The organism is Acinetobacter tandoii (assembly GCF_008867985.1).
GTDB lineage: Bacteria > Pseudomonadota > Gammaproteobacteria > Pseudomonadales > Moraxellaceae > Acinetobacter > Acinetobacter tandoii.
This window is the reverse complement of sequence record NZ_VXLD01000005.1, coordinates 62414-74561: the sequence shown is the minus strand read 5'-3', so window position 1 is coordinate 74561 and position 12148 is coordinate 62414. Positions and strand designations below refer to the sequence as shown.

At 38.4% G+C, this 12148-nt stretch carries 14 protein-coding genes; 8 read left to right on the top strand and 6 right to left on the bottom strand.

What is annotated here, in order from left to right:
- The 4 genes from F4W09_RS09425 to F4W09_RS09410 are packed head-to-tail and all read left to right on the top strand — an operon-like array spanning nt 1 to nt 3435.
- A complete protein-coding gene (locus tag F4W09_RS09425) occupies nt 1-1353 on the top strand; it encodes a phosphatase PAP2/dual specificity phosphatase family protein (protein ID WP_151504613.1) in 1353 nt (450 codons plus the stop codon).
- Nucleotides 1350-1793, top strand: coding sequence for a hypothetical protein (locus F4W09_RS09420; protein WP_151504612.1), 444 nt, complete (start codon nt 1350-1352; stop codon nt 1791-1793). Before F4W09_RS09425 ends, F4W09_RS09420 begins: the two co-directional genes overlap by 4 nt.
- Before the next feature lie 14 nt (nt 1794-1807).
- A complete protein-coding gene (locus tag F4W09_RS09415; protein WP_044738483.1) occupies nt 1808-2494 on the top strand; it encodes a lysophospholipid acyltransferase family protein in 687 nt (228 codons plus the stop codon).
- On the top strand, nt 2491-3435 hold the full coding sequence (locus F4W09_RS09410) for a phosphatidate cytidylyltransferase (protein WP_044738482.1): 945 nt from the start codon (nt 2491-2493) through the stop codon (nt 3433-3435). The genes F4W09_RS09415 and F4W09_RS09410 overlap by 4 nt, the downstream gene beginning before the upstream one ends.
- A gap of 333 nt (nt 3436-3768) precedes the next feature.
- Here the strand turns inward: F4W09_RS09410 and F4W09_RS09405 are convergent, their stop codons facing one another.
- Nucleotides 3769-4245, bottom strand: a complete 477-nt coding sequence (locus F4W09_RS09405) for a CinA family protein (protein ID WP_035302324.1) — start codon at nt 4243-4245, stop codon at nt 3769-3771.
- Between the two features lie 140 nt (nt 4246-4385).
- Between F4W09_RS09405 and F4W09_RS09400 the strand changes: the two genes are divergently transcribed.
- The 4 genes from F4W09_RS09400 (at nt 4386) to F4W09_RS09385 (ending at nt 7080) form a co-directional block, all read left to right on the top strand.
- Nucleotides 4386-4616, top strand: coding sequence for a hypothetical protein (locus F4W09_RS09400; RefSeq protein ID WP_044738480.1), 231 nt, complete (start codon nt 4386-4388; stop codon nt 4614-4616).
- 222 nt (nt 4617-4838) lie between these two features.
- Nucleotides 4839-5489 (top strand): TetR/AcrR family transcriptional regulator, encoded by a 651-nt coding sequence (locus F4W09_RS09395; RefSeq protein WP_151504611.1) that lies wholly within the window; start codon nt 4839-4841, stop codon nt 5487-5489.
- A gap of 106 nt (nt 5490-5595) precedes the next feature.
- Nucleotides 5596-6516: an ornithine carbamoyltransferase gene (argF, locus tag F4W09_RS09390; RefSeq protein WP_016167814.1), complete on the top strand. Its 921-nt coding sequence runs from the start codon at nt 5596-5598 to the stop codon at nt 6514-6516.
- A 90-nt stretch (nt 6517-6606) separates the two neighbouring features.
- Nucleotides 6607-7080, top strand: a complete 474-nt coding sequence (locus tag F4W09_RS09385) for a hypothetical protein (protein WP_244948559.1) — start codon at nt 6607-6609, stop codon at nt 7078-7080.
- A 6-nt stretch (nt 7081-7086) separates the two neighbouring features.
- On the opposite strand, the gene F4W09_RS09380 is transcribed toward F4W09_RS09385, so the two are convergent.
- From F4W09_RS09380 to argC, 5 genes are all read right to left on the bottom strand, one after another.
- On the bottom strand, nt 7087-7440 hold the full coding sequence (locus F4W09_RS09380) for a YnfA family protein (protein ID WP_151504609.1): 354 nt from the start codon (nt 7438-7440) through the stop codon (nt 7087-7089).
- A 99-nt stretch (nt 7441-7539) separates the two neighbouring features.
- Nucleotides 7540-9816 carry an ATP-dependent Clp protease ATP-binding subunit ClpA gene (gene clpA / locus F4W09_RS09375; RefSeq protein WP_016167811.1) on the bottom strand — a complete coding sequence of 759 codons (2277 nt, stop codon included), beginning with the start codon at nt 9814-9816 and terminating at the stop codon, nt 7540-7542.
- Between the two features lie 9 nt (nt 9817-9825).
- A complete protein-coding gene (gene clpS / locus F4W09_RS09370) occupies nt 9826-10239 on the bottom strand; it encodes an ATP-dependent Clp protease adapter ClpS (protein WP_151504608.1) in 414 nt (137 codons plus the stop codon).
- Nucleotides 10240-10253: 14 nt separating this feature from the next.
- The gene (locus tag F4W09_RS09365) at nt 10254-11006 is read right to left on the bottom strand and encodes a DUF6776 family protein (protein ID WP_016167809.1); all 753 of its coding nucleotides are present in this window, start codon (nt 11004-11006) and stop codon (nt 10254-10256) included.
- A gap of 78 nt (nt 11007-11084) precedes the next feature.
- Nucleotides 11085-12134 (bottom strand): N-acetyl-gamma-glutamyl-phosphate reductase, encoded by a 1050-nt coding sequence (argC, locus tag F4W09_RS09360; protein WP_151504607.1) that lies wholly within the window; start codon nt 12132-12134, stop codon nt 11085-11087.
- Between the last annotated feature and the right edge of the window lie 14 nt (nt 12135-12148).

The window sequence follows — 12148 nt, the reverse complement described above, 5'->3', positions numbered from 1 at the left end:
ATGCAGGCACTCATACATCAGGCAGGTACATGGAAATGGGGAATACTCTGCCTGTTATTTCTTGCCCCTTTTTTCTTTTTAAGTTACGGCTTTGCCAATCATTATGCCGCGGGGCTAAATTATGTTCCAAGCATTGTGTTCACTTGGGAAAAATATATTCCGCTATGGCCATGGACAATTGTTCCTTATTGGTCAATCGACTTATTTTATGGACTTTCACTGCTGCTGTGCTGGAATAAATTTGAACTCAAACAGCATGTGTTTCGACTTTTCAGCGCACAACTGATTTCTATTGGCTGTTTTTTATTATTTCCACTGAAATTCAGTTTTGAGCGCCCCGAACTACAAGGCTTCTTTGGTGTTTGGTTTGATATTCTCATGGGTTTTGATAAACCATTTAATCAAGCCCCATCCTTACATATTGTCCTGTTAATGATCTTGTGGGATTTTTATCGTCGACATGTACCTTCCTCTTATCGCTGGTTTGTCGATCTTTGGAGTTTTCTAATTGGTGTATCGGTACTAACCACATGGCAGCATCATTTTATTGATATCCCGACTGGCATTTGGGTTGGTGCATTCTGTTTGTGGTTATTTCCGTTCTATGCATCATCTCCATTACAAACAGAAAAAGTGCAGCAACGAACTTTAAAGCATTTTAAATTAGCTAGTTATTATCTTATTGCCGCACTCCTTCTCACATTTTTAGCTCTGTTTTTTAAAGGATGGATGCTCTGGTTGGCTTACCCCGCAAGCAGTTTATTCTTGGTTGCTTGCGCTTATAGCCTGAATCGTCCACATTTTTTTCAGAAACAACCCAATGGCACCATGAGTATTGCAGCGTGGGTTTTATTTGCACCTTATTTTCTTTTCGCAAAACTCAATAGCCGTATCTGGACCAGAACACATCCCAACGATTCTTTAATTCTGACCAATGAGAACACTCAGATTTTTCTAGGCAGAATTCCTTCAACTCAAAACATGCAGCAGTATGATGGTTTATTTGATTGTTGTGCAGAACTGCCTTTAAAACCACCATATGATTATCAGCAATATCTAAGTCTTGATCTCATTCCCTTACAAGCACAACAGCTAAATCTTGCCGTACAAGCATTGAATCAATTGCTGTCTTCACAATACGATAATACGAAAGTTATGATTTTTTGTGCCTTAGGATATTCACGCAGTAGCAGTATACTTGCTGCATGGTTGCTCCAAACTGGGCATGCCCATCAAGTTGATGATGCCATTCAAATCATTCGTCAGGCTCGACCTTGGATTGTACTGAATGCTCAGCAACTCGCAGCGCTAGAGATCTATCAAAAACAATATTTACAGCAGGTCAAGACATGAAATTACTGATTGTCGCCAAGTTACTACAAAATACAGATGGCCTTCGTAATGCAGGTTATATCGCATTTACGCTTTCCGTGCTTTGCTATTTTTTTTACGCTTGGCAGTCGATTGGTGTCTATCTCTCGCTCATCGTTATTTTTGTTTTATGCCTACTCCAACATTATCTTAGTATTCGAATTAAGTTCGATGCCGAGCTGTTAAGTTTGATCGGGACTAACTCAGAGCAGATTGAAGATGCACAATCCATCGTTCAGAAAACGCAAATACTTGACCAGAGTTTACTCGAATTAGGACTCATTCCTGCTAAAAAGCAACAGCGTAGCTGGGATATTCGCATTCAAGGCTGTATGCACTTATTTAAGCTTCATGTATTTCTGGTCTTATGCCAATATATCGTTTTAATATCGCTCATGATATTTTTATTACAACAAAAATAAAACTCGGTGACGTTATGCAAAGTACAAATTCTTCCTCAACTGAAACCGATCATAAAGCACATTTTCTTTCTCAATCATTGGCACGTTTTATTGCTTTTTTAACCCGTCGTAGCGCACGAATGTTAACGGGTGCTCGTAGCCTCTGGGTCGGTTGCAAACCTGCAACCACGCAGCGAATCTACTATGCCAATCACAATAGCCACATCGATTTTATTTTACTGTGGTCTTCACTACCAACGCCTATACGCCGTAAAACACGCCCTGTAGCCGCATCAGATTATTGGCTGAAAGATGGCTTTCGACGTTTTCTGATTCATGACACATTTACAGGGGTGACGATTCAAAGAAGCCATAATGGGCTGTCAGACCCTCTTGAACCTATTAAAAATGTTCTGCAGCAAGGTGACTCTATTATTTTTTTCCCAGAAGGAACACGTAATTTAAATGATGATGTCGAACTATTACCCTTTAAAAGCGGGCTTTATCATTTAAGTCAACAATTTCCAGATGTTGAAGTTATTCCTGTTTGGATTTCGAATCTTAAACGTGTTATGCCTAAAGGTGCACTGGTGCCGCTCCCATTATTATCGACTGTGATTTTTGGTGCTCCATTAACATTCACAGCCCATACAGATAAAAATGACTTCTTATTGCAAGCACAGAAAGCATTATTAGAATTGAAAGAGGTTGAGTTCCAATGACAGCAACCAACTTACAGCAAACCTATTTGCTCTTTGCAATTTTTACTGGAATATTGGTCTTTGCTTCAACCGTTGGTTGGATCTTAAAGAAACGGACTGCTCAGCAAATTTCACCTGTCATTGATAATTTAAACGCACGTATCAATGCTTGGTGGGTCATGCTCATTGTGCTTGCTACAGCGATATTAATGGGAAAAGTTACTTTTATTTTACTTTTTGCAATTATCTCACTTTTTGCCCTGAGAGAATTTATTAGCTTATTGCCGACCCGACGTGGTGATTATTTTCCATTATTAATCGCTTTCTATTTTGTTATTCCTTATCAATATTATTTGGTCTATATCGATTGGTACGGTCTATATTCCATTTTTATTCCATTGTATGTTTTTCTGTTAATCCCAATCGCTAGCTTGAAACAGGAAGATACCAAACATTTCTTAGAACGAAGTGCCAAAATTCAATGGGGACTCATGGTTTGTGTGTTTTGTATTTCGCACGTACCAGCCCTCATCAATTTAAAATTACCTGGCTTTCAAGGTGAAAAAATCTGGCTCGCCATTTGGTTAATTATTGTGGTACAAGCCTCTGATGTACTGCAATATGTCTGCGGGAAACTATTTGGAAAACACAAAGTTGCACCGATACTTTCGCCATCTAAAACCATTGAAGGGCTTTTAGGCGGTATTTTTCTGGCAACATGCTTAGGCATTCTTATGAAATGGCTAACACCATTTAGTTATTGGCAGGCAGCACTCATTGGTTTAATTGTGTGTATCTTTGGCTTCTTTGGCGGTCTGGTCATGTCTGCGATCAAAAGAGATCGCGGTGTCAAAGACTGGGGGCAATTAATTCATGGTCATGGTGGCATGTTAGACCGTATAGATTCAATCTGCTTCTCAGCACCAATTTTTTTTCATATTTTGCGTTATTGGTGGAGCTAAAGAAAAGCATTCATTTTCATCGCTCACAGCATAAACCCTAGTTATAAAACTAGGGTTTATTTAACTTTTAAAAATAAGATGATATTTTCAAAGTCATTAATGCATCATTTGCCCAAAGGCATAAACTACTATCATCAACATCACAACCGACGATGACGTTATTAATAATTCTAAAGCTTTCATACCCCACCCCCATTTCTTAAGAGGTAGTTCTATTTAGACATGTTTAAACTACATTTACAACCCAAAAGTGTGACATTTTTTGACAATTATAGACAAAAAAGAAACATTATTAATCAAACATCACACTCTTTTTTATTCATGAGATAATTTTCAGTCTGTCGTAATTAATAACAAAACCGACGTAGCAACTTTTTCTGTTAGTTCATTTAACCTTTGTAATGGTGTGCCTGTAATCAAATAACGGTAATCATATAATTTTCCAGCAAATAGGATGGTTATAAAAAAAGTTCCTTCTGGCTTTTCTGCTGTTGCACTTCCACCAGGTTTTAACAAACCTGTACACGCGACAATCACATCAGCATGTGTAAATAGTTTCTGTCCGGTCTTTGCCAATGCCTGCGTAACTTCTGCAGACTCCGCTGTATACTGCTCAATTAATTTTGGATCAAGATGCAACACTTGTAGCTTAATGCTTGGATCGTAACAAACCAAACCACCCAATAAAATTTCCGCACCACTATGTTTATAAATCGAAAATTGGCTGCACAAAAAACCTGAACTGGCACTTTCTATGAATGCTATTTTGAGCTGCTGCCGCTCTAATTCATTACAACATTGCTTGAGCATAATTTCCCCATCACACCTCATGAGCTTATTTAGGTGTTATTTGTCCAATTCGTAGTCAAACCCTAAGCATAACGGTTTATTCTATGCTTAAAAACTGATACAACTAAAAATAAAGCATAGAAACAAAGGTAGAGATTACAATGAAAACAACCGTCAAATATGTGGTTTTAAAAAGTAAAGATTACCAACTTGGCACACCACTGTTTGAAGAAGAATTAGATGTCGATGGTCAATATTTTGATCAAATCCCATTAGTTATTCACTTTCAAAATCGAGATTTCAAAGTGAAAAGTAAAGAGTTGCAGCGCAAACAAATTCAAGATGACTTTGAAGAAAGCCAAACCATTTTAGTCAAAGTGATTGCACAATAAGCTTAAGTCACTAAGCCACAACACCTTAAATAACATGGAGAAACATTACTCCATGTTATGATTGATCCAATCTAAAAGTGAATGCATTACAACAATAGATAAATATAGTGTTATTAATTAATCTCATAACAGCAGAAATACATATAAATACTATGGATTAAATAAATTTGTACAAACTTTTGCTATAATTTCAAGTGATTTTTAAAGATACTTTTCAGAAACATGCATGATATAGCAGATTTAGAACCTATTGCACGCGACGTGCCACATACCAAACGTGGTCATGAGCGTTGTCTTGCGCTTTTATTGAGTGCAAACGACTTGTTCTTAAAACATGGCTATGATGCTGTTTCATTAGATGACATCGTCAATCATGCTGGTGGCTCCAAAGCCTCTATCTACAAATATTTCGGGAATAAAGAAGGTCTATTTACTGCAATCTGTGACTATCGTCGTGAGCAATTTTTTAAAGATATTTGTATGCCCTTCAATATTGAGAAAGATGACTTACGCAACTACCTCATCCAGACTTTACTGAATTTACAAATCCATCTCGTCTTACCTGAAAATGCTTCTTTTTTTCGTCTTATCATGGAACAAACCCAGCGTAGTAAGCAGCTTGCTCAACATATCCATGAACAGGGTCCAAAACATATTCAAAATGCAATTGCTTGTATATTAACAAAAGCCAATGAACTTGGACTCATTACATGTGAAGAACCTGAATATTCTGCTCAACTCTTTTTTGGCATCGTGCGCAATTTAGAATGGCAAGTGCTCATGAATATCTATGTGCAGGAAAATGAGCAAGAAAACTTAAAATATATTCATTATTGTGTCGATCGCTTCTTAGACGGTCATCAAAAAGTCTAGTTTTTTTGCATTTCCTAACATTTTTAGTATATAACTGTTAGTCTTTTCTTTTAACCAACCAACAACTAATTGTTGTACTTGAAACAGCAATTATTGTGGAGTAACCATGGCTCTACGTCACTTTCTTACTTTACGCGATTTATCAACTTTAGAACTCAATCAAATTTTGCATCGTGCAATCGAATTGAAACGAAAACAGCACGATAACGAAATTTTTCAACCTTTTGTTGGTAAAGTTATGGGCATGATTTTTGAAAAATCGAGCACCCGAACACGCGTGTCGTTTGAAGCAGGCATGAGCCAATTTGGTGGTAGCGCAATTTTCTTATCTCCACGTGATACTCAGCTTGGCCGTGGTGAACCTATTGAAGATTCAGCACGTGTTATTTCAAGCATGTTAGATATCGTGATGATCCGAACTTTTGGGCACGATATTGTTGAACGTTTTGCTTCTTATTCAAAAGTCCCTGTAATTAATGCTTTGACAGATGACCATCATCCATGCCAATTACTTGCTGACATGCAGACTTTCCTTGAACATCGTGGTTCAATCGAAGGTAAAACCGTCGCTTGGATTGGTGATGGTAATAACATGTGTAATTCTTATATCGAAGCTGCACATATGTGGGGTTTTAAATTAAAAATTGCAGCGCCGAAAGGTTATGAACCACAAGAAAAATTCTTATCCGAGTTTGCTCACTGTGTTGAATTAGTTGACTCTGCGGAAGATGCGGCCGTCAATGCTGACCTGATCGTAACCGATGTCTGGGCAAGCATGGGACAAGAAGAAGAGCAAAAAATCCGTGAAAAAGCTTTTGCTGATTACCAAGTGAATGAACGCTTAATGAATCTTGCTCACCCAGACTGTCTATTTATGCATTGCTTACCTGCTCATCGTGGTGAAGAAATTTCTGAAACCATGTTAGACCATTTAAATGCTGTAGTCTGGGATGAAGCTGAAAATCGCTTACATGCTCAAAAGGCATTGGTTGAATTTCTTATAAATGAAAATCTTAAAAAAGACTAAGAAATCCATCTAAAAAAAGCACCTTTGGGTGCTTTTTTTATTTCGGCGACGATATAATCAAAACCATAATGTCTATAAGTGATTAAACATATGCAATTAAAAACTATTATTCTTGGTGTATTCACCACGACTTTCACCATGTTTGCTTTGGCACAACCTACAGATTTAGATCAATATTTATTAAAGAAAAAGATCGTCGATACAAATTACACAGTTAAAAATTCAACTGCGCTGAATGAAATCTTAGATTATATTAGTGATGAAGATTCTCGTACGATGCCCTATCAACTTGATCAAAACATCGTGATTGAAAAAATGCGCTTATATGCAAATCGCATAGAAATATCAGGGCTAATTACTTCGCCAGACTTTAAACAATTCGCCCAAGACATTGGTGATGATCAAGTTCATGAAATGATGAAAAAAACATTAGTGCATAGTTGTCCTAAATTTTTCGAACATCAATTCCAAAGAGTAAATCCATATCAAGTTCAAATTAAACTCACTTCAGAACAAAAAAATTATAATCTTACTTTAAAGAACTCAGACTGTAATTTTGAATAACAGACTTTAACGAATGAGTCCTTGGGGCTGCATAATAATAATTGCTGCCCCAGCTAATACAATGACCCCACCCAATACATCCCATCTTGATAGCATGACTTGATCGACATATCGTAACCACATAAGTGCAGTAAAAATATAAATTCCTCCGTAAGCAGCATAAATCCGACCAGAAGCTGCGGGATGTAAAGTCAGTAACCACACAAAAATAGCCAGACTGAGCGCCGTTGGGATCCATAACCAATAAGAACGCCCTTGATTTAAAATTAAATATGGAAAATAGCAACCTAAAATCTCAGCAATTGCTGTAAGGACAAATAAGTAAACTGTGGTCAAAATTTTGATTAATGGCATATCCATAGAGATATTTGTCACCGTCAGAAAACTATAAATAGAGTGCTACTAAAAAATGAGCAAAAAATAACCCGTGTAAACACGGGTTATTGATAAAAAAGTCAATTAAGCAGGTTCAGCAGTTTGATCTTCAAATACTTCAAGTTTCAAACCAACAGCTTCACCATTTTCCATTTTCACAGAAACTGCTACGTTGCCACCATGTTCTGCCAGCTCACCAAATAAAATCATTTCAGCAAGTGGTTTTTTCAAATGCTCTTGAATCAATCTTTGCATTGGTCGAGCACCCATGAGGCGGTCATAACCATGTTCAGCCATCCACTCACGCGCACTTTGATCGACTTCAAGCATGACTTTCTTATCATCGAGTTGCGCTTGCAGCTCAGTCAAGAATTTATCTACCACACTCTCAATAACAGTCGTAGGGAGTGCTTTGAATTGAATCACACCATCCAGACGGTTACGGAATTCTGGAGAGAATGCTCGTTTCATCGCTTCCTGATTATCACGACTATTGTCTTGTTCCATAAAACCAATACTGACACGAGAAATGCTTTCTGCACCAATATTCGTGGTTAAAACCAAGATCACATTGCGGAAATCTGATTTACGACCATTATTATCAGTTAAAGAACCATGATCCATAATTTGTAATAACAAATTAAAGACATCTGGATGTGCTTTCTCAATTTCATCAAGTAACAATACACAGTGCGGATTCTTATGGATCGCATCGGTTAATAAGCCACCTTGATCAAATCCTACATAGCCTGGAGGCGCACCAATCAAACGTGAAACTGCATGACGTTCCATATATTCAGACATATCGAAACGAACCAGTTCAACACCGAGCAACTTCGCCAACTGTTTGGTAACCTCTGTCTTACCGACCCCTGTAGGGCCTGCAAAAACAAAGCTTCCGACAGGTTTGTCTGGAGATTTTAAACCCGCGCGTGACAACTTAATGGCAGAAGACAATGCATCAATTGCTTCATCTTGACCAAATACCACACGTTTTAAATCACGTTCAAGATTTTCCAGAACTGTTTTATCATCTTTGGATACTGTTTTTGGTGGAATACGGGCTATCTTGGAAACAATATCTTCAATATTTTCAACAGTAATCAAGCTTTCATCTTGTTCTGCTTTCAAACGACGCTGTGCGCCTGCTTCATCAATTACATCAATCGCTTTGTCTGGTAAGAAGCGATCATTGATAAATTTCGCAGACAGCTCTACCGCTGAAACCAGTGCTTTATCGTCATATTTCACGTGGTGGAAATCTTCAAATTTAGATTTTAAACCACGTAAAATATCAATCGTTTCAGAAATGGATGGCTCATTAACATCGATTTTTTGGAAACGACGTGACAGTGCATGATCTTTTTCAAACACTTGGCGATATTCTTGGAATGTGGTTGAACCAATGCAACGCAACGATCCATTCGCCAAAGCTGGTTTGATCAAATTCGATGCATCCATTGTGCTCCCCATACTTGAGCCAGCACCAATAATCATATGAATTTCATCAATAAATAAGACAGCCTCAGGTCTTTTCTTCAACGCATTTAACAATTGTTTTAGCCGTTTTTCGAAATCTCCACGGTACTTAGTACCAGCCACTAATGCACCAATGTCCAGACTAAAAATTTCAGCATTTGCAAGCGGCTTTGGTGCCTTACCATTAACAATAAGCCAAGCTAAACCTTCCGCAATCGAAGTCTTGCCCACACCTGGATCGCCCACCAATAATGGATTATTTTTACGGCGACGGCATAAAATTTGTGCCGCACGTTCAATTTCTTTTTCACGACCAATCAGTGGGTCGGTTTTACCTTTTTGTGCTTCATGATTCAGGTTGGTCGTGTAAAGCTCTAATGGACCTGCATTGGCTGAAGATGCGGACTCTCCATCCAATTCCTCAGCTTCTTCTTCAACTTGCACTTCGTCTTTACGCGTACCATGCGACAAGTATTGCGTTAAGGTTAAACGGTTAATTTGATGACGTTTTAATAAATAAACTGCAAATGAATCCCGTTCGGAATACATTGCAACTAAAATATCTGCCCCTTCTACAGTGCGGTCACCACCACTCGATTGTACGTGGAAAATGGCACGTTGCAGAATACGATCAAAACTTTCAGTTGGATGCGGCGCCTGATCGCTGTTTTCACCAAGTTTAGGAGTATGTTGTTCTACGTATTCTTCTAATTCTTTCCGTAAGACGATGATATCTGCGCCACATGCTTTTAATGCATTCACAGCAGAGTCATTGTCCAGTAATGCCAATAATAAATGCTCAACTGTTAAGAACTCATGTCTCTTTTGACGAGCCATGCTTACAGCCAAACGTAATGATACTTCTAATTGACGACTGAGCATGTAACCCCCTTAATCTTTTGGCTCAATCTGACAAAGTAGTGGATGACCTTGAGATCGAGCGTAATTATTGACTTGGTTCGCTTTGGTTTCCGCGATGTCTCTTGGATATACGCCTGCAATACCTTTACCTTCGTAATGTACTGTTAACATTACTTGAGTGGCTTGGTCAAGATTCATTGCAAAGTATTGTTGTAAAATTTCAATTACAAAGTCCATTGGGGTGTAATCATCGTTCATTAAAACGACAGCATACAAAGATGGACGCTTTAATTCGGGTGGCGCAGTTTGTACAGCAACATCCCCATACTCATCGTGCTGAGGTTCATCCACTAAACGCGGATTAAAATGCCAGTCCACTAAACCAGACTGATAAAAACTACTTTTAATGTCGTTTAGACAAATTGGGCGTTTCGAATTTCGCATATGATCATTTACAACTATTGAGCATTCGCTTCAGCTTGAGGGATTTCAGAGATATTGGCAGATGGTGACTCAACTGCATTCCCTTTCGCCCAACTAAAGCGTTTAATTACAGGTGTATTCGTTCCAGTTAAACGAACTTCTACAAATTGCGGGGTAAAGCCTTTAGGCATTGTCCAACGTCCAGTCAAACGCTCATATTCATCAAAGTTAAAGTTTTTATCTTCCATTGGAACAACCAAAACTTCAGTGCCTTGAATAAGATGTAAGGCTACTTCCCCAGAAGTATTACGTTTACTTGGGCTGACTTGTACTAAATCTAGCTGATATTCAAAAGCATTTTCAGGTAAAGGCTTAATACTTAAATTTTGTACAGTAAGGCTTAAACCACCACGTTGACGTAATATTTCCCGATATAGTGCACTTAAACTTCTAGCCTGAGTTTCACTGTCTTTTGCCTGATTGAGTGCGGTGAATAAATCATTTGAATTACTGACCGCAACATCACGCTCTTGCACTGCGGTGTTCATGCTTTTGTTTAAGCCTTCAAGCGTTTGTTTTTGCTTTTGCACAACTTCAACCAGTTGTTCGGCATCTGCATCATAACCAACCACTGTTAAACCCTGCCGATGTCCGACCGAATAGCCAATAAACCCACTTCCAAGCACCAAAACGGCAGCACCAATCACCAAAGGTAAATTGGTTTCGAGAAAAGGCTTTTTGACAGGTTCATTCGATTGTGACGTAGTGTTCGAGTCAGTATTCTGCATCGTCATCTCTTATTTTGAATTATTCAAAACACACATTTAAATCTAAATTTAAATGTGTGTGAAGGTATTTAATAAGTTTTATGGTAATAAACCAATGCCTTCTAGACCTGCTGTTTCATCAAAACCGAACATTAAGTTCATATTTTGAACAGCCTGACCAGCAGCACCTTTAACCAAGTTATCTTGCGCAACCAAAACCACTAATTTTTTAGGTTGTGGTTTATATAGAGCAATGCGTAATTGATTGGCTCCACGCACTGAACGGGTCTCAGGTGAACTATTTTCAGGCATCACGTCTACAAAACTTTCATTTGCATAGAATTGCTCATACCATGCTTGCAAATCCAACTTAGCACCTGCATCAGTCAAATCCACATAAATAGTGCTGAGCATGCCACGAATCATGGGTACTAAATGCGGAACAAACAAGATCTGATCAAAAACACCTGTTTGACCTGAAATATTTTCTAAGGCTTCTACAATTTCAGGATGGTGACGATGTCCTGCGACGCCATAAGCTTTAAAGTTATCAGCGTTTTCAGTGTAAATCATACCCATGCTTGCTTTACGCCCAGCACCTGAAACACCTGATTTCGCATCAATAATAATACTCTCAGGTTTAACCAATGTGTCACTGTGCTTAAACAATGGTGCCAAGCCCAGTTGTACTGTTGTAGGATAACAACCTGGGTTACCAATCACATTTGCCTGTTTAATTTTGTCACGGTTTAATTCAGATAAACCATACACAGAATCTTTAAGCAGCTCAGGGCATGCGTGTTGCATACCGTACCATTTTTCAAATTGCACTAAATTTTGCAACCGAAAGTCAGCAGCTAAATCAATCACTTTAGTATTTGCTGCAACCAATTCTTCAGCATGCTTCATGGCTACACCATGCGGTGTCGCAAAAAACACCACATCACACTGTTTTAATTGTTCAATATTTAAGTCTGAGTATTTAAGGTCTGTATGTCCGCGTAAACTTGGGAACATATCATCGACACGGCGGCCATCTTCGGTACGTGATGTCAGTACATTTACTTGTACATTTGGATGTCGAAGCAATAGGCGCAATAATTCAACACCTGTATAACCTGTTCCACCAACAATACCTACTGAAATCACGCGCTTTACCCCTA